We start from the raw sequence: 18,220 nt of genomic DNA, 5'->3' as shown, positions 1-18,220 counted from the left end.
CTCTTTTGTTGAGCCTGCTTTCCACGTCGTCGATGGCCTGCAACCGATCGACCCCGCCCGCGCCCCAAAAGGAGGCGCCGCAGAGCTCGGCGAGCGCCGCGACGAACCCCGTGGCAGAGCGCCCTCCCGCGCCGAAGGTCCTCCCCACGCTCGCCGCCGAGCCGTTCGCGCCCGAGGGGACGCACCCCGAGCTTTTGTTCGGCATCGAGGGCGGGCTCGCCGTGGTGGAGGGTCTGCGCGTGGGCCGGATCGTGGACGGCGAGCGCATCGAATGGGTCGGCAAGATCGTCGATGACAACAAGCACCTCGGAGGCAGCCACATCGTCTCCGTGCACGGCCGATTCCCCGACGCCGTCGACGTCGTTTACGACAGCAACGAGGGGCGCGCGCCCCAGCCCGCGTATTTCCCGCTGACCGGCAAAGGCGTGCACTTCCGCGTGGGCGACGGCGGCTCTCCCGGGAGGATCTCCGGCGTGACCGCCGCGGGCGCGTCGACGGTGGTCATCGCGATGGACTATGAGCCGGGGTTCCACGTCAAGACGGCGCGCGGCCCTGGGGTCGTTTACAAGTTCACCTCCTTCGAGGCGGCCGGCTGCAGGAAGGACGAAGAGTTTCGCTTCCTCGGCCACCAGGGTGTCCTGCCCGCCGTCGTCCCCAGTACCTTGGCCGCTACGTCGACGGGCACGCTCGTGACCATGGGCATGCTCTGCGAGAAAAGGGGCCCCACGGCGGAGGTATGGGACAAACCCGGCACGTCGCGACTCGTCGACCTCGGCGGCTGGATCAAAGAGATCGACACGAGGTCCGAGCTCCTCCGGGGCAACGGGGACGATCTGTTCCTGTATGCGGGCAAAAAGAACCCCATCCTGCGCTTCCGAGGCGGCACGTTCGAACCGCTGCCGCGCCTCGACAAACCGTTCGAGGACGTCTTCGTCTCCTCGAACGGACAGCTCCACGCGAGCGACGGCAGAACGATTCACAGATTCGACGACGGTCAATGGACGCCCATCGCGCACCTTGCCTGGCCGACGAGCTTCGACACGATGGCCCTTGAAAAGGACACGTTGTGGGCGTCCGCGGGCATGACCGTCTTGAAGCTCCGCGAGACGAAGAGCGTCGCCTTCGAGGACGGCTGCCCGACGCCGTTCGTGTACCTCTACGACGTCGCGCCGCAAAACGCCCCCGACTTCACGTTCCCCACCACGCAAAAGGCGCTCTCCACGTTCGAGGGCGCCGCGGACCTCGGCCTCGTGGAGTTTTTCGAAGGAGCGCGGCGCCTCGGCATCACGGTGAAGAGCAAGGAGCAAGGCGAGGCCGTCGTCGCGCACCTGTTGGCCACGATGAAGGACGAGGATCCCAAGCTCCTTTGTTACGCGCCGAAAAAAACACGCGGGATCCCCCTGAAGCCGAAGCGAAAGTGATCACGACCGGCGAAAGCCGAACCGCGCTCGAACGCTGGCCTCGGCCTTCCGCGCCGCGTGGGTCGTGCAGACGAGGTCCACGATGCACGTCGCAGGGACGTGGCGCACGAGCACGACGCCATTTTGCGCCTCCCACACGCCCTGCCCCGCGTCGCGCAATCGCTCGGCCGATATTTCTAGCATGACCGGGGTCGCCGAGCGTTTCCCGACTTTGCTTTCGAGGCTCGGGGCCAGGTGCACGTGCGTGCGCTTCTGCGGCGAGAGGCCTTCCCGCGCAATGGGGGCCGTCGCCTCGACGGTCGTCCCGTGCCAGAGGCTCCCGCCTTCCGTGTAGGGGCGCCACGAGGCCTCCAGCGCCTCGATCGTGACGGGCATGTTCTCGGTTGAATGCCCCTGGCTCGCGCGCACACGCTCGCCGACGAGCTGGAGGCGGCTCTTGTTGTTCGTCGCGACCACCTCGTCGAGGGCCGCGCGGCTGATGCGGAGGTAACGGAGCACCTCGGGCACGGGCACCCAGCCGGCCGCATCCATCGATACGCCGGCCTCACGCGCCCCGTGGCGGAGGAGCCAAGAGAGGGTCTTGCTAAGCTCTACAGTGTTCATGAGGCCCCGAGGGTAGCGAACCGAGCCATCGGCGGAAGTCGTCTTTTCGGATGAGCTATCCTCCTTTCGGATAGTCATGCTCGAGACCTCGTGGCTTCGCGCCTTCGCCGCCTTCGCCGAACACAAGAACTTCACCCACGCCGCCCGCTCCCTCGGCCTCTCGCAGCCCGCGCTCCACGCGCAGGTGCAGAAGCTCGCGGAGAGCGTAGGCACGCCGCTCTACCGCCGCGTCGGCCGCGCGCTCGTGCTCACGGATGCCGGCGAGCGGGTCGCGGCGTATGCACGACGAACGCTGGCGCAGCAGGTCGAGTTCGTCGAGGGCCTGCGCGCCGGAGGGCCACGCGCGCGTGTGGTGCTTTGTGCGGGCGAAGGGGCGTATCTCTACCTCCTCGGCGAGGCCGTGCAGCGCTCGGTGCGGGATGCGCGCACGCCGCTGTCGCTGCTCGTGCGTGACGCGGCGGGCACGCTCGCGGCCGTGCGCACGGGCGAGGCGCACGTGGGCGTGCTCCCGCTGGAGACACGGCCGCCCCGGATCGTGGTGGAGCCGCTCGCCGTGGTCGGGCAGATGCTCGTGGTGCCCGAGGGCCACGCGCTCGCCGCCAAGGAACGCGTGGAGCTTGCCGATCTCGAAGGCGCCGCCCTCGTCGTGCCGCCCGAGGGCCAGCCGCAACGCGTGGCGCTCGACGAGGCGCTCCGGGCCGCGGGCGTGCGCTGGGACGTGGCCGTCGAGGTGCGCGGCTGGCCGCTCACGTTGCGCTTCGCGCGCCTCGGCGCCGGGCTCGCGGTCGTCAACGACTTCTGCCGCCTGCCGCCCGGCCTCGTCGGGCGCCCGATCGCAGGGTTGCCGAGCCAAACCTACGCCGCGATCCGCCTCGCCGACGCCCCGCTCGAAGGCGGCACCGAGCGCGTGTGGCGGCGCCTGCTCACGGCGGCGCGACGTTGATCCTGGGGTCCCGATCGAGCGATACTCGCGCGCGCTTCATGCCCCGCGCCCCGCTCCGCACCGTCTTCCTCCTGCCGATGCTCGGCGCGCTCGCTGGCTGCGCCAAGCCGCCGGAGACCGTATATTTCGTGGCCGTGGGCGCGCGGGACGAGGTGCCCACGGCCCGCGGCGCTTGCCGCGTCGCCGAGGCCCGGCCGAGCGCGCCGATCCATTTCGACCCCGCGGGGCAGACCTACGAGGCCGTCGACCCGGGCCGCGTGCGGATCCCCTGCGCGCAGGGCGTCGTCGTGCTCGACGTGCGCCGCCCGAGCCGCGTCCACGTCGACACGACCCAGGCCGCCAAGCGCGGCGCTCTGCTCGTGATGGAGCTCCAGGCGTTCGATGACGCGGGGCAACGCCTCTCGTTCGGCCGCGCGCCCATCGCTTGGTCGTTCACGGGCGCGCTCGGGCCTCGCAGGCCACCGCCGTGCACAGGGGCGGAGGCGGCCTGCGCGCCGGAAAACGCAGGGTATGCGGTGGCCTTCGACGAGGGCGAGGGCCAGGTGCTCGCGCGCTTCGGCGGGCTCTCGTCGCGGGTCGTGGTGACCGTCTTGCCTTGAGCGCGGCCGTTACGCCTCGGGCGGCGTCATCCACTGGACGAACTGCACGAGGAGCCCGTTCGGGTCCGTGACCTGGAAAAACCGCTCGCCCCAGGGCTCGGTCTGGAGCGGCGTCGTGATGGGCACGCCCTCGGCGCGCAGCCGCGCCTCCTCGGCGTCCACGTCGCCCACGACGAACGCCAGGATCAAGCCGCCGGCGTGCGCGTGCTTCAGCGTCTCGGGCTGGAGCGAGGCGAGCCCTTGGCGCAGGAAGATGAGGTGGTAGCCGACGTCCTCGCGCTTCATCGAGACGAAGCCGTCCGCCGCCATCCCCGCGGAAAACCCCATGTGCCGGGCAAAGAAGTCCCGCGAAGCCTCGACATCCCTGACGTTGAGCGAAATCGCCGACGCGGTGGTTGCTTGCATGCGTGTGTTCCTCGATCCTGGGGGAGGCCCCTCGTGACGGTGGACGGCAACTACGTACATTGTACAGAGTATGTCGGACGGTGTTCCGGTCAAGGGGACGGAGACCGATTTCATGCCGCCGAACAAACCCGCGAACCCGGATCCCGCGCGCACGCTCTCGCTCCTGTGGCGGCACACCCTCTCGCCTTCGCGGACGCGAGGGCCGCGGCCGTCGCTCACGGTGGATCGGGTCGTCGAGGCGGCCGTCACGATCGCCGACGAACAGGGGCTCGACGCGGTCACGGTGCGCTCGGTGGCGCAGGCCTTGGGCGCGTCGCCGATGTCGGTCTACACGTACGTGCCCGGAGGAAAAACGGAGCTGCTCGAGCTGATGATCGACGTGGTGTACCTCGGCGAAGGCCGGCCGGCGTGGGGCGAGCTCGGCTGGCGGGATCGGGTGACGGCCGTCGCGAACCAGAACCGGGCCCTCTACGCCAAGCATCCGTGGCTGATCCACGCGTCCACGAGCCGCCCGCCGCTCGGTCCGGGCGTGATCACGAAGTACGAGTACGAGCTTTCGGCGTTCGACGGCCTGGGGCTCTCCGACGTGGAGGTCGATGCGGCGCTCACGTTTGTCCTCGGGTTCGTGCAGGCGAACGCGCGCAGCGCCGCCGACGCCGCCGTGCTGCCCGAGGCCACGGCCATGACCGACGCGGCGTGGTGGGAAGCCCAGGCGGAGCTGCTCGGCCGGGTCGTGGACCCCCAAACGTTCCCGCGGGCGACGCGCATCGGCGAGGCCGCAGGCGCGGCCCAGGGCGGCGCGTACCAGGCCGACGCGGCGTACCGGTTTGGCATGGACCGGGTCCTCGACGGGCTCGGTCGGCTCGTCGAGCGAACCAAGAAGGCGCGATGAGCGGGCGCCTCCGCGGCGTCCGGGTCAGCCCTCGGGGCCCACGAGGAACATCGGGATCACGATCGTGGCGCGAACGCCGAAGTCCCCACGCTCGACCGTGAGGTATCCCCCGAGCTGCCGGCAAACCGAGGCGACGTCCTCCATCGACACGACGTCCATCGCGTCGTCCGTGTCCGTCACCTCGAAGCCGGCCCAGGGCACGTCCCCGAGGCGCCCCTCGCGCCCTTGAAACACCCGGAACGACACGCTCCCGGGGCGCGGGCGCAAGGCCCGGCCGCCGAAGACGCAGAGCAGGAGCCAGCGCACCTTCGGCTCGTCCGTCTCCATGAACCCGAGCTCGTCCGGTTGCTCGACCTGGAGCGCGTCGCGCGTCCGCTCGAAGGCCGGCGCCACGGCCAGCACCACCTCGGCGACGAGCGCGCCGAGCGCGAACGGCACGACCACGACCGGCCGCCCACGCGCCTCCGCCTCGCTCTCCGTGATCACCTCGTGGAGCAGCAGATCCGCGTGCTCCTGGCGCAAGCGCTCGGCGAGCGCGTCCGCGCCCCAGCGTGCGAAGGCGTCGAGCGCGCCATGCACGTGGCTCCGCGCGCGCGCCTCGTCGCCCCGGTCGCGGAAAAATGTCGCGGCCCGCTCGTAGGCGATCGCGACGTGGGGCGTGAGCCCCGACGCCTCGGCGGCCTCGACGGCGCGTTCGTAGAGCGGGCCGGCCGCGGCGTGATCTCCCGCGATCCGCGCGCGCTCGGCGGCGAGGAGGAGCTCCTTGTGGGCGAAGTTCGCGGGGCAGGCCTGCGCCCAGCCGGCGATACGCGTGGCGTTTCGCTCGAACGTCGCGTACCGCGCCTCGGCTGGGCTCGCCCCTTCGGCGCAGAGGCGGGCGGCCGCGAGCGCGGTCAGGTACACGGCATCCGTCGCGAAATAAAACCACGCCCCCTCCCCGCCTTCGCCGGCGATCACGAGCGCGTCCTCGTCGTCGCCGTTCAGGAAGGCCAGCGTGATGCGCGCCGCGCGGTACCACGAGAGCGCGAAATGCACGCCCCGCTCGCGCAGGGAGGCGACGAACGTGTCCTCGTCGAAGCCGTCCCCGGAGAGCGAGCGCACGTCGAGCGTGCGCCCCGCGAGCGCCGCGAGGATCCGCCGCACCAGCGTCTGCACCGCGATCGACGAGGCGACCTTGGTCCGCTCCATCAAAGCGAGGAGCCGCTCGGCCTCTTCATCGACGTCCTTCAGCGGATCCCCGAGGGCGAGGCGCAGGAGCACGATGTGGCTGCACGCGTACGAGAGATAGATGTAATCGCCCGTCGCGAGCCCCGTGCGGTAGGCTTTCCGGAGATAACCGAGCACTTCGGGGATGGGCTCGAGGAAATGGGCGTACGAGCCGTAGACGAAGTTCAAGCGGCAAGGCTCGCCCGCGCTGCCGCGCCGCTCGTCGAGCCGAAGCGCGAGCTTGCCGAACGCCCCCGCCTCGGCATAACGGCCGAGCGACGTGGCGAGGTGCATGCCGTAGAGCATGTACCCGTAAATGGATTCGTCGGCGTGGCCGCATTCGAGCGAGATGTTCGCCTGGATCGCCGCGCAAAGACTGAAGAGCGCGGGCCGCACGAGGTTCGCCGGCGCGAGCAGGTTCGTGAGGATCTCGAGCTTGGCCCGTTGGTCCGGGTCTTCGAGCGGTGCGCCCTCGGCCAGCGCTTCGAGCCCCCGCGCCGAAAGCCGCTCGCGCACCCGGGCGTGCTCCTGCTCCGCGAGGATCTTGGCCGTCGCCTCGTCCCGTGGGATGTCGAGGCCGAGCGCCGCGAGGGCGTCGAGCCCCACATCAATGGCAGAGGCGGCCTGCCCGCGCGTCGTGCGGACGGCCATGCGGACCCGGCACGCGGCGGCCTTTTCGGGGCTCGTCTGCGGCGGGACCGGCAAGGCGACGAGGAGCGCCTCGGCTTCGTCGAGCTGGCCGCGCAGGTAGGCGCATTCGGCCCGGCCGAGGTGGAGCGCGAAGAGGAGCGCCGGATCCGCGCCGGAAAGCGCGAGCGCCGCGCCTGTACCATAATAACGGGCAGCGGCATCGTAGGCCGTCCGGGCCTTCGCGCGCGCGCCGGCGGCGAGGTCGAGCCGGGCGAGCTCGTCACGCTCGGCGGCGTCGGTGAGCAGCGAGGCGCCGGCGTTCAGGTGCTCGACGAATTCGAAGAGCTTTTCGTCGATGACGTCGCGGGCGCGCGCGTCGGCATAAAGGCGGCGCCCGACGAGGAGCCGGATCCGCGGCAAATCCTCCTCGCCGATGAGCTCATAGGCGGCCTGGCGTACGCGGTCGTGCAGGAACCGGAAACGAAACCGGATCGGCGCGCTGTCCGCGGCGTCGCCCCGCCTGCGTGCCTCGACGGGCATGACGAGGTCCTTCCCCATCGCCGCCGCGAGGGATGCGAGGGCCTCGGAGGCCGGGGTGCCGCGCGCTGCCGCGAGATCGTGCACGTCGAAAAGCGCGCCGACGCAGGCGGCGATCTGCAGCGTCGCCTGTGTCTCGGCCGGGAGCTTGCGCATTTCCCGGACGATCAGGGTGACCTCGTCCTCGGGCAATGGGGCCGTCCGGATCTGCGCGAGATCCCAGACGAACGCCCCGGGGCCCGCGCCCTCCGCGAGGAACCCTTCCTGAACGAGGAACCGGAGAAACTCCCGTGCGAAAAACGGGTTTCCGCGGGTGCGCCGGTGCACCTCGGCCGCGAGCGCCTGGATCTCCGGCCCTGCGGTCGTCGCGAGCGCGTCGGCGATCATCGCCTCCAGGTGTTCGGGCCCGAGGGGCGGAAGGTCGATCTCTTCGAGGCGCGCGCCGCGCTGCCGGAGCGCGACCTTCGCCTCGGTGACCGGGTGCTCCGGCCCCACCTCTTGATCACGATACGCGCCGATCAGCAGGGTGTTGCGAATGCTGGGATCCCCCGCGACGGCACGAAGGAAACGCAGCGACGCGTCGTCGGCCCATTGCAGGTCGTCGAGGAACAGGACGAGCGGATGCTCGGGCCGCGCGAACACCGAGAGGAATCGCAGGAGCGCGTGCTCGAGGCGGGCCTGCGATTCGGCCGCGCTCGCCGAGGACGACGAGCTCGTGGGCGAAGGCGAGGATTGCGCCCCGATCACCGACCGCGCGCTCGGGAGCGTCTCGACGAGGACGGCCGTGCCCTCGCCGAGCGCGTCGTAGAGGCGCTCTTGCCATTCGGCCGTATCGTCCCCCTCGCCGTCGCCGAGGACGCGCTGCGCGAGATCGTCGAGCGCGCGCAGGAGCGTGGCGAAGGGGACCGTGCGGTTGTATTGGTCGAATTTGCCGGCGACGAGGTGCCCGCGGCGGGCAACGAGCGAGGGGCCGAGCTCCTCGACGAGCGTCGATTTCCCTGCGCCGGCCCAGCCCGAGACGAGCACGATTTCGCTCACCCCGGTCGCGGCGCGCTCGAAAGCGCGGAGCAGGGCCCATACCTCGGCCTCGCGCCCGTACCGTTTGTCGGGTAACTGGAACGTCACGCGTCGATCACCGCTTTGCCACGAGCACGCCGCGCGAAAATCAAAGGCCCGGCATCGCCACGTATCCGGGTAGGGTATGGATACGCTCGATCCAGGCGAGGATGTTGCGATAGTCGTCGAGCATGACCTTGCCTTCCCGGACGAGGCCGACGTAGGGGAAGACGGCGAGGTCGGCGATGGTCGGCCGATCGAGCTCGAGCCACGCGCGCCGGGCGAGGTGGGCGTCGAGGATATCGAGGGCCGCGCGGCTCCGGTCCTGGGCGAGGCCGAGATCGAGCTGGACGCCGAGGAGGAAATGCAGACGCGCGAGGAACGGGCCGTGGTGGACCTCGTTCGCGGCGAACGAAAGCCACTGCACGACGCGGGCCATCCCGGCCGGATCCGAGGGCAGCCACGCCTCGCCCCCGTACTTCCGCGCGAGATACACCAGGATGGCCTGCGAATCCCGCAGCGTCTCCTCGCCGTCGACGAGCACGGGGACCTGGCCGAGCGGGTTCATCGCGAGGAACGAGGGCGTCTTGTGCTCGCCTTTCAGGAGGTCCACCACGATCTCCTCGTGCTCGATGCGCAACATCGAGAGCATGAGGCGCACCTTGTGGCTATTCCCGGACAGCGGATGCGAATAAAGCTTCATAACGGTCGGCGTCTTTCCCGGCGAAGCGCGGTTTCCGTGACGTCACGAGAGGCCGCGGTTTCACCCGCGCCCCTGCAAAACGGCGGGCTCGGGCGAGGAGGTGCGCTCACGGCGCGCGCCGGAGTATCGCGCCGACGTGCGGGCGCAGTCAAACTACGTGGAGGGAATCGTCGCCGCTGCCGTGCGTCATCGTGCGCTCGGAAACGAGGAGCGCGCGCACGGCGTTTCGCACCTCGGCGCGTTGCGCGTCACTGTCGAGCACGAACTCGACGCAAAAACCGCCCTGTTCGCCGGCCGGCGAGCGCACGCGCCCGGGGATCGGGAGCGAGGCGCTGAAAAGCCCGTCGATCGATACCTCGATCGCGGCGTCGAGCGGCGGCGGGCGAACCCCGCCGAGGACCAGGCCAAACGGCCCGAGGGACGTCGCCCGCCCGGCCTGCCACGCCCCTCCGTCGTGACGCATTCGTACGGTCAAATTGCAGGGTCTGCGGTCGCCGGACGCGGCCGCGAGGGACTCCCGGGCGCCGCCTCCATCGATCAGCGGGCGAATGCCGTCGGTCGCGGACGGGAGGAGGATTTCGGCGGGGCACATCGCATCGAACAACGACCACCACAGGTGGACCCCGTAGGCCATCGCATAGGCAATGCTGCGCGCCGACACGGGATTTTTCCAGCCATCTGCGCAAAGCGCGAACAGGGAGACGGCGTGATCGGCGTCGATCTCCGCGTGCAGCCGGTAATGGCGCTGGGCGTCGAGGTCCCCCCAGAATCGTTCGTGGATGTTTCGTGCGAGCAGGGTGGAAATCTTGATGTGGGTATACTCCACGATGCCCGTGGCCGCGGCGCCCATCTCGGCGGGATTCACGAGGCAAAAGTCGAGCAGGGACTGGTAGGCGACGGCGATGCGGATCGGGCACTCCCGCGCCTCCTCCTCTTCACGGAGGCCAATGGCGCGCAGGTACCCCGCGAACGTGCCGCGATGCGTGCTCTCGATGTCCCCGTGCCCGTGCTCCTCCGCCACGTTCTCATAGACGGTGGCGAGGCGCCGGTCGATGGCGGGCACGCGCGCGAGCACCGCTGTCAATGCGCGTGAAAAATGCTCCACGTAATGTACGTAAGGGGCCTGGCTCCGGCGGAACTCCTCGAGTCGTGTCGTGGGTGCCCGCATCCATGAAAAGTACGGGTGCTTGCCGAAATCATAGACGCGGCTCAACGCCTCGGCGCCGTCGAGCACCGAAGCGCCCGCGGTGATCTCCGAAAGCGTAACGTCGGAAACGCGATGAAGAAGAATGGACATGGCGTCGCTCCTAGCTTTTCCAGCTTTCGAGTCGACCGTTGAAGGTAGGGAATGAAAGAAAACACGGCCTTGGCGCCAGGTCAATGACACATTCGTGCGGTCTTCCGCACGGCATCCATTGAAATGTCAGGCCCCGCTCACGGAGCGCCCGGCGCATGTCCGGACACCGGCACGCCGCCCCGCGTCCCCCGCATGACGTTACATGCCTTGTGCGGCATCGACGCCTCCGCGGCGAGCGCGCCTCGCCCTCGATTCTGACAAAAAAAGCCCGAGAGGTCAATCCGTCAGAAATATGACTCCCCGGACCGCGAAAGAAATGCGAACCGAGCGAGGAAAATCGCTGACGGCCTGGCGGGTGCTGGGGTAATGAGCACATTGTGGGGGGGATAGAGATCCATCGTGAAATTTCTTCTTAGGAAGGACGGGATCCATCCATGGGGGCGCCCATGAGCCGATCCCGCCGCGAGGGCGCGCGCCCGGGGACGGTCGTCGCCGAACGCTTTTACCTCGAAGAACTCGCAGGAAAGGGCGGGATGGGTGAGGTCTTTCGCGCCCGCGACATCAGCACCGGCGGCGTGGTCGCCCTCAAGCTCCTGCATTCGACGGACGGCGGCTTCGAGCCGGCCGCGCGGTTCGACCGCGAGGCGCGGATCCTGTCCCAGCTCGGGCATCCGGGAATCGTCTCGTATCTCGCCCACGGCAAGGCCGAGGACGGGCGGCCGTATCTCGCCCTCGAATGGCTCTCCGGGCAGGACCTCGGCAAACGCCTCGCCGAGGGGCCGCTCGAGCTGCACGATTGCGTGACCTTGCTCCTCAGGGTCGCGGACGCGCTCGCCGCGGCCCATCAAAAAGGGATCCTCCACCGCGACATCAAGCCGAGCAACCTGTTCCTGCGGGACGGCCGCATCGATCGCGTCACGTTGCTCGATTTCGGCATTGCGCGGAGCGCCCTCTCGGCCACGGCCCTGACGCGCCCCGGCGCCCTCCTCGGGACGCCCGGCTACATGGCCCCCGAACAAGCCCGCGGCGAGGAGGATCTCCGGCCGAATGCGGACGTCTTCGCGCTCGGCTGCGTCGCCTTCCACGCGTTGACCGGAAAACCCCCGTTTTCCGCGCCAAGCGCGCTCGTGATGCTCGCCAAGGTCCTTTTCGAGGAGGTCCCCAGCGTCGAGGTGCTCCGGCCCGGCACGCCGCGCGCGCTCGCCTCGATCGTCGCGCGGATGCTCGAAAAGGACCCGTCGCGGCGCCCCCCCGACGCCGCGGCGCTGCGCGACGAGCTTGCGGTCCTCGCGGCGCGCCTCGCGGACGACGTCGCCGTGGAGGCAGGGCGCGTGGACCCCTCCGCCCCCCCAGCGCTCAGCGGCGACGCCTTGCAATTGCTCTCCGTCGTCGTCGCGGTTCCGGGCGAGGAGTTGCCGTCCGGCGACGAGGACACCGTCTTCACGCGGACCGCGTGGGTCTCGATCCGGGAAGCCCTGCGCGCGCGCCTCCTTCGCCTCGGCGGGCGCGTCGAATGGCTGGCGAGCGGCGCGCTCGTCGTCGTCGTCACGCCCGCGCAGAGCGCCGTGGATCAGGCCGCGCAGGCCGCGCGTTGCGCGCTCGCCGTCCAAGCGGGCTGGCCCACGGCCCGCATTGCCCTCACCACGGGCCGCGGGGTGATGAAAGAAAAGGTCCTCGTCGGCGAGGCGATCGAGCGCGCCTTTTCCCTGCTCGCCCCGCGCGACAGCGAAATGCCTCTGGAGGCCGTGGAGACCGCCCCTCCCGTGACCACACAACCTGGCATTTTTCTCGACGAGCTCTCCGCCAAGCTGATCGAGCCTCGTTTCGGCATCACGTTCACCGCGGATACGCCGCTCCTGCGCGAAGAGCACGCCGCCCTGGTCGACGCCTCACGCCTCCTGCTCGGCCGGCCGACCCCTTGTGTCGGCCGCGAGCGGGAGCTCGCCTTGCTCATTGCGGCGATCGAGGGATCCATGGAGCACGCCGAGCCGGCGGGGGCGCTCGTGTTCGCGCCGCCCGGCATGGGAAAATCCCGTTTGCGGCATGAGCTCTTGCGAAGACTGCAGGCGCGCCCGCTCGCGCTCCTGGTGCTCGTCGGGAGCGGCGCGCCGCTCAGCGCGGGGTCTCCTTATGGGGTGCTCGGCGAGGCTTTGCGAGGGCTTTGCGAGGTCGAGGTCGGGGATACGCCGGCTCGAAAAGAGGAAAAGATCCGCCAGCGCATCGGGCTCGCCGTGGCGCCCGCAGAGCGGCGGCGGGTGAGCGAATTCCTGGCCACGATGTGCGGCGTCGCGGTGGAAGAGCCGAGCGCCCTGCTCCGCGCGGCCTTTCGGGACCCGAAGATCATGAACGAACAGATCCAGCGGGCCTTCCTGGATCTCCTCGCCGCCGAATGCGCGCAAACGCCCGTCCTCCTGGTGCTCGAGGATCTCCACTGGGGAGACCCCGCGACGGTGAAGCTCGTCGACGCGGCCCTCGTGGAGCGACGCGAGTTGCCTTTTTTCGTGCTGGCGTTCGGCCGTCCCGAGGTGGTCGAGGTGTTCCCGCGGTTATGGGAGGGGCGCATCGTGCACCGCGTGCGGCTCGGCGGGCTGCGCGACGCCGCGGCCGGCGAGCTGGTCAAGGCCGTGCTCGGCCCCGAGGTGCCCGCGGCCTCGGTCAAGCGGATCGTCGAGCAGGCCGCGGGCAATGCGTTGTTCCTCGAGGAGCTCATCCGCGCCGCCGCCGACGGCAAAGCGGAGGGGCAGCCGGAGACGGTGCTGGCGATGCTCCAGGCCAGGCTCTCGTGCCTCGAACCGGCCTCCCGCCGCGCGCTCTCCGCGGCGAGCATCTTCGGACAAACCTTCTGGCGCGGCGGCCTGCTCACGCTCCTCGGACGCACACGTGACGCCGCGTCGACGGACGAGCGGATCGAAGAGCTGGTTCATGCCGAGATCCTCGAGCGTCGCACGCAAAGTCGGTTTTCCGGCGAAACGGAATACGGGTTCCGCCACGTGCTCCTGCGCGACGCCGCGTATGGACTCTTGACCGACGCGGATCGGGCGCTCGGGCATCGGCTCTCGTGCGCCTATCTGGAGCAGATCGGCGAGGCGGATCCGATGGTGCTCGCCGAGCACGCCCGCGCAGGCGGGGACCTCGCGCGGGCCGCCGCCCATTACCTCCGCGCGGCGCAGCAATCGTATCAGCAGGACGATATCGCCGGGATGGGAATCCGCGCCGAGCGTGGCCTCCAGTGCGGCGCCTCCGGCGAGGTCCGGGGAAAACTCCTCGCGCTCGAGTTCGAGGCTTGTATCTGGCGCCTCGACTGGGAAACGGGCATTCGCCTGGGCAAAGAAGCGCTCTCGCTCCTGCCTGTCGGGAGCGTCGCCTGGAACCAGGCGGCGGCGTCCTTCCTCTTGATCGCGGTGAACATGAACCTGCGGGACGAGATGGCCATGCTCGTCCGTGTCCTCCAGGACCTCGCGCCCGCGCCGGATGCGGTCGCCTCGTGCCTCCTGCTCCTCGCGGCGACGACGTCCGCGCTCGGCATGCTGGGGAGCCGCGCGCCCACGGCGCGGCTGCTCTCGCGGCTGGAGGCGCTCGCGCCGCGCCTGCCGGAGGGGGAGCTGCTCGCGGGGGGCCACATCCACCAGGCGCGGGCGATTTTCTCGTTCCTCATCGAGGGGGATCTCGGGGCGACCCACACGTCCTTGCGTGCCTGCGTCGAGCAATATGCGGCGGCGTGCTCCTCGAACTGGTGGGGCATGGCGTTGTGCCTGTTCAGCGCGACGCTCGCGGCGCTCGGGGACGAAGCCGCGGCGGAGCGAGCGATCCACGAGGTTCTGGAGAGCGCCCTCCGCAGGAACGACATGTTCCTCGTGTCCACGGCACGTTTTTATCGAATGCTCGTCCTCGCCGAGCGATGCGCCCCGGAGCGGCGGACGGAAATCGAGGGCCTCGCCAGGCTGCTCCTCGAGCAGGGCGCGATGGAAGACACGGTCGCGGCCTCGTACGGCGCGCTCGCGCGGCTCTTTTTGGCCGAGGGGCGCGTCGTGGAGGCCCGCGAGACCGCGGAGAAGGCCCTCTCGATCCTGCAAAACGTCCGTTGCTGGCGACCGCAAATCGAGAGGACGCTCATCGTCGCCTGGCTCCGCGAAGGGCGCCCGGACGAAGCACGCCGCGTCGCGGAGGAGGTCGCGGGCCGGATGGAGGCCGAAGGCGGCAGCGCCGGGTATGCAGAAATTCCCCTGCGCCTCGCGATGGCCGAGGCGCGCGCCGCGACCGGGGACATGCCCGCCGCCCGCGAGGCGATCGCGCAGGCGATTCGCCGGCTCGAATGGCGGCTCGAAAGGATCGAGGACCCGGCGATGCGAGCGCTTCATGCCGCGATCCCCGAGCACGAGCGCCTGCGGGAGCTCGAACGAGAATGGGCCGAACGCTAGACGTCCCACGACGCCCCTCCCGAGCCGCGCGGACACGTCCGAGGTCGCCCGAGCGCCGGGCCCATGCATGCGCGGGGCGCGCCGATTGCATCCCGAGGACGACGTGGGCAAACCCAGGCGCGTCGAGGCAAGGCGGGGCGCGGCGGAGCCGGAGGGGCCGCCGCCGTCGGGCGTCGCGCCGTCGTCGCTTCGGCCGCGCGCCGCGGAGATCCACGCGCGGCTCGCCCGGGCGATCCCGGCGCCGCGGCTCGAGCTGGATTTTCGCACGCCGTGGGAGCTCCTCGTCGCGACCATCCTCGCGGCGCAGAGCACGGACCGGAAGATCAACCTCGTCACGCCTGCGCTGTTTCAATCGTACCCCACGCCGACCGCCCTCGGCGCCGCGCCGCAGGACGAGGTCGAGCGGCTCGTCCACGAGACCGGATTTTTCCGGAACAAGGCCCGCGCGATCCGCGAAGCGAGCCGCACCCTCGCAGAGCAGTTCGGCGGCGAGGTCCCGCGCACGCTCGACGTGTTGATCACGCTGCCCGGCGTGGCGCGCAAGACCGCGAACGTCGTGCTCGCGAACGCCTACCGGATCGCAGAGGGCATCGCCGTCGATCGGCACACGGCGCGGGTCGCGCGCAGGCTCGGGCTCACGGAGGAAGAAGATCCGGCGGCCGTGGAGGTCGATCTCTGCCGCTCGTTCCCGACAAACGAATGGATCGACGTGGGGCTACGCCTCCAGCTCCACGGGCGTTACGTCTGCACCGCGCGGGCGCCCGATTGTCGCCATTGCCCGCTGAACGAGCTCTGCCCGAGCAAACGAGCCGCTCCCGAGGGCACGCTCGACGCGCGCGCGGCGCTCGAAGCTTCCCGTATCGCGGCCCAGGGCGAGCCCGAGGCCGATCCGCCCGGATGACCGGGCTTCACTTGCAAGCCGGGCACTCGCAAAGGACCTCTTTGCCCGAGGCCTGAATGCAGGCGAACCCGTCTCCGCAGATCGCCCCCGCGCAGGCGCACGCGAGCGGCTCCGGCCCGCAAGAATCGGGCGCGCATTCGTACGTGGCCCCGAAGGCCTGCTTCGTGACGCAGACGTACCCCTCGAGGCATTGGAGCATGTCGCCGCAGGTCATGGCGCCCTGGCACAAGGTCGGCATGTCGCTGTGCCACAGATTGTCGTCCCCGCACGTCACGGTGAACGACGTGCCGCCCTCCTCGCAGGCATAGGTGCACGGCGTCGTTTGCCCGCACGGACCTGCGCAAGCCGCGCCGTCGAGCGGCGGTGACGCTGGGCACGGCAGCGGCGGCTCACACGCGACGAGGGTCTCGACCCAGCTCCCCGCCTCGCAGGTGAAAATGTCCGGGCAACATTTGTCATAGGAGCAGGGTTGGTTCGCCGGCACGTCACAAGGCGCGCCGGCGACGGGGGGCTCGGCGGGGCAATCGCCGGAGCCGCCGGCGCCCCCCGAGCCGCCTTGGCCCCCGCCGGTGCCTGTCGAGGTCTGATCGACGTCCACCTTCCCGCTGCAGGCCACGAGGACGGGGAGGACGAGGAAAAAAGCGCAAGCGATGGGAAAAAGCATACGCGCGATTCTACACGAACTCGCGCGCTCGGGGCACCTTCGCGGCAGCGGGGAGGCGGGCACCGCCGTTGCACCCTGGGTGCGCATGCCAGCGACCGTCGCCCTCGTGCTCGCCTGTCTCCTCGGTGCGCACCCTACCCTCGCGCTCGCGTGTCCGGATTGCGCGCTCGCGCGGAGGACACGCGCATTCCTCCGGGAGGATCCGAATACGTGGGACCACCTTGCTCTCCTGCTCCTTCCCTTCCTGGTCGTCTGGCTCGTGGCTTTCGTGTGGCACAAGCGCGGGCGAACCGCGGGAACGGGAAAGGACGGGTGACGTGATGGGACGAAACAATCAAAAGGACGGGGGCCTCGTCGCGGCGGGGATCCTGCTCGGCGTGGGGCTCGGAGGGTTCGTGGACGGCATCGTGTTCCACCAGATCCTCCAATGGCACAACATGCTCTCGTCGATCCTGCCGCCGACGAACCTCCGGGACATGAAGATCAACATGTTCTTCGACGGCCTCTTCCACGCAGTCGCGTGGCTGACGACCGTGATCGGCCTCGCCGTGCTCTGGCGTGGCGTCAAGAAGGACACGATTCCCCGCTCGACGCCGACGTTCGTGGGCGCGATGTCGCTCGGATGGGGCCTCTTCAACTTCGTGGAGGGCCTCATCGACCATCAGCTCTTCGGCATCCACCACGTCCGGCCGGGCGCGCACGAGCTCCTCTGGGACATCGGCTTTTTGGCCTCCGGGCTCCTGCTCGGTGGCCTCGGAGGGGCGCTCCTTCGAAAGGGGCGCGCCCTCAGTACGTCGAGAACCCAGCGCAGCTCGACGTGATCTGCATCGACTGCGATCCGCTCGCCACGAAGCTCGAAATGCCCTGATCCCGATCGTCCACGATCCACACCGTCTTCGGCCCCCCGCCCGAATACGACGACGTCGTGTTCGACCCGAGCGACGTCCGCGTGCCGCTGCCGAACTTCGGGTTGTCCCCAAAGAACAATTTGATCGTTCGCGAGCAACTGTTGTGCAGCCGGAGCGAATACGTGGAGCCGCCGCCGCCCGCGCTCCCCGCCCCTGCCCGCGCGGCCCGCTCCTCTTCCGAGCGCCTGCGGCTCGCGTCGAAGTCCGCCTGCATCTGCGCCGAGTGCGCCTCCTGCTCGGCCCGGCGCGCCGCCTTCTCCTGGACGATCTCGTCCGTCGTCTGGTTGTAGAAATCGATGTCCGCCTGGCCCGCCCACGCGAGCCCCTTCTCCGCGGCGCCGCCGTGCGCGTGCTGGAGGCAACTATCGAGCAACGTGTACCGCTCCTCGTCGTCGCGCACCGCCGGCCGCGCCTTCTTGCAATGGCCGACGACCTCCCCGGAGCGCCCCGCGTCGTCGAGCTCCTTGAGCAGCGGCACGCACGCGAACACCGTGGGCCGCGCAGCCATCGAAGCTTCGAGCGTCGGGAGGGCCTCCGCGTTCCGCTTCGCGTGGAGGAACAAGATCCCCTTCGACGCGAGCGCCTCCGCCTTCTGATCGGGGTTTTTCTTCGTGGCCTCTTCGAGCGCCGCGTCCACCTCGGCGATCGCCGCCTCGCCGTCGATCTTCTTCCGATCGACGAGCCCCAGGAGGAAACACGCCCCCACGCGCTGCGCGAGCACCCGCGCCGCGTTCATGTCGCCTGGGCTCGCCTTCACGGCCGCGCGCGACTCTTCGAGCTGCGCGAGGATCTGCGCGTCGTTCTGCGCCTGCGCGTCGGCCATCACCTGCGCCTGCTGCGCCTGCATCGCCGCGGGATCGAAGAGGCCCGCGTACGGATTGAAGCAACCCGCCGCGGCGAACGAGGCGAGGGCCGTGGCCGTGAGGAGAGAAAAACGTGTCATCACGAGACGCCTTGTACCAGAGCGGCGCCGGGCGGGAAGAGAGAAGCTCTCCGGCAGGGCAAACCGCTTCGTGGTATCGTCCCCTCCGCGGGAG

The 18,220-nt window shown here is 69.9% G+C and carries 14 protein-coding genes; 7 read left to right on the top strand and 7 right to left on the bottom strand.

Going from position 1 to position 18,220, the window contains the following annotated elements:
• Positions 1–8 precede the first annotated feature (8 nt).
• The gene (locus QHF89_RS29435) at positions 9–1,421 is read left to right on the top strand and encodes a hypothetical protein (RefSeq protein ID WP_136970051.1); all 1,413 of its coding nucleotides are present in this window, start codon (positions 9–11) and stop codon (positions 1,419–1,421) included.
• Here QHF89_RS29435 and QHF89_RS29430 read toward each other — a convergent pair whose 3' ends face one another.
• A complete protein-coding gene (locus QHF89_RS29430) occupies positions 1,422–2,024 on the bottom strand; it encodes an RNA 2'-phosphotransferase (RefSeq protein ID WP_136970050.1) in 603 nt (200 codons plus the stop codon). It abuts the gene before it with no gap.
• Between the two features lie 76 nt (positions 2,025–2,100).
• Here QHF89_RS29430 and QHF89_RS29425 point away from each other — a divergent pair, with 76 nt between their 5' ends.
• Positions 2,101–2,967 carry a LysR family transcriptional regulator gene (locus QHF89_RS29425; protein ID WP_136970049.1) on the top strand — a complete coding sequence of 289 codons (867 nt, stop codon included), beginning with the start codon at positions 2,101–2,103 and terminating at the stop codon, positions 2,965–2,967.
• Positions 2,968–3,005: 38 nt separating this feature from the next.
• Positions 3,006–3,566 carry a hypothetical protein gene (locus tag QHF89_RS29420; protein WP_136970048.1) on the top strand — a complete coding sequence of 187 codons (561 nt, stop codon included), beginning with the start codon at positions 3,006–3,008 and terminating at the stop codon, positions 3,564–3,566.
• Positions 3,567–3,575: 9 nt separating this feature from the next.
• Here QHF89_RS29420 and QHF89_RS29415 read toward each other — a convergent pair whose 3' ends face one another.
• Entirely contained in the window at positions 3,576–3,971 is a 396-nt protein-coding gene (locus tag QHF89_RS29415) for a VOC family protein (protein ID WP_136970047.1), read from the bottom strand.
• 70 nt (positions 3,972–4,041) lie between these two features.
• Here QHF89_RS29415 and QHF89_RS29410 point away from each other — a divergent pair, with 70 nt between their 5' ends.
• Positions 4,042–4,863 (top strand): TetR/AcrR family transcriptional regulator, encoded by an 822-nt coding sequence (locus QHF89_RS29410; RefSeq protein ID WP_284721077.1) that lies wholly within the window; start codon positions 4,042–4,044, stop codon positions 4,861–4,863.
• 24 nt (positions 4,864–4,887) lie between these two features.
• On the opposite strand, the gene QHF89_RS29405 is transcribed toward QHF89_RS29410, so the two are convergent.
• The 3 genes from QHF89_RS29405 to QHF89_RS29395 form a co-directional block, all read right to left on the bottom strand.
• Positions 4,888–8,361: an ATP-binding protein gene (locus tag QHF89_RS29405; RefSeq protein ID WP_136970046.1), complete on the bottom strand. Its 3,474-nt coding sequence runs from the start codon at positions 8,359–8,361 to the stop codon at positions 4,888–4,890.
• Between the two features lie 40 nt (positions 8,362–8,401).
• Entirely contained in the window at positions 8,402–8,995 is a 594-nt protein-coding gene (locus QHF89_RS29400) for a glutathione S-transferase family protein (protein WP_136936179.1), read from the bottom strand.
• A 148-nt stretch (positions 8,996–9,143) separates the two neighbouring features.
• Positions 9,144–10,292, bottom strand: a complete 1,149-nt coding sequence (locus QHF89_RS29395) for an iron-containing redox enzyme family protein (protein WP_136970045.1) — start codon at positions 10,290–10,292, stop codon at positions 9,144–9,146.
• 446 nt (positions 10,293–10,738) lie between these two features.
• Between QHF89_RS29395 and QHF89_RS29390 the strand changes: the two genes are divergently transcribed.
• Both QHF89_RS29390 and nth read left to right on the top strand, forming a co-directional pair.
• Entirely contained in the window at positions 10,739–14,710 is a 3,972-nt protein-coding gene (locus QHF89_RS29390; protein ID WP_284721076.1) for a protein kinase domain-containing protein, read from the top strand.
• Positions 14,711–14,918: 208 nt separating this feature from the next.
• Complete coding sequence (gene nth, locus QHF89_RS29385; protein WP_425440848.1) at positions 14,919–15,611, top strand: endonuclease III; 693 nt, start codon at positions 14,919–14,921, stop codon at positions 15,609–15,611.
• Between the two features lie 7 nt (positions 15,612–15,618).
• On the opposite strand, the gene QHF89_RS29380 is transcribed toward nth, so the two are convergent.
• Positions 15,619–16,275: a hypothetical protein gene (locus tag QHF89_RS29380; protein ID WP_136970042.1), complete on the bottom strand. Its 657-nt coding sequence runs from the start codon at positions 16,273–16,275 to the stop codon at positions 15,619–15,621.
• A gap of 320 nt (positions 16,276–16,595) precedes the next feature.
• Between QHF89_RS29380 and QHF89_RS29375 the strand changes: the two genes are divergently transcribed.
• Positions 16,596–17,096, top strand: a complete 501-nt coding sequence (locus tag QHF89_RS29375; protein WP_136970041.1) for a DUF2243 domain-containing protein — start codon at positions 16,596–16,598, stop codon at positions 17,094–17,096.
• On the opposite strand, the gene QHF89_RS29370 is transcribed toward QHF89_RS29375, so the two are convergent.
• Positions 17,062–18,126, bottom strand: a complete 1,065-nt coding sequence (locus QHF89_RS29370; RefSeq protein ID WP_136970040.1) for a tetratricopeptide repeat protein — start codon at positions 18,124–18,126, stop codon at positions 17,062–17,064. The two genes, QHF89_RS29375 and QHF89_RS29370, sit on opposite strands and share 35 nt — an antisense overlap.
• Between the last annotated feature and the right edge of the window lie 94 nt (positions 18,127–18,220).

Origin of the sequence: Polyangium sorediatum (genome assembly GCF_029946465.1) — a bacterium.
Taxonomy (GTDB): domain Bacteria; phylum Myxococcota_A; class Polyangia; order Polyangiales; family Polyangiaceae; genus Polyangium; species Polyangium fumosum.
The sequence above is the reverse complement of the archived record's forward strand: the minus strand, read 5'-3'. Positions and strand labels throughout refer to the sequence as shown.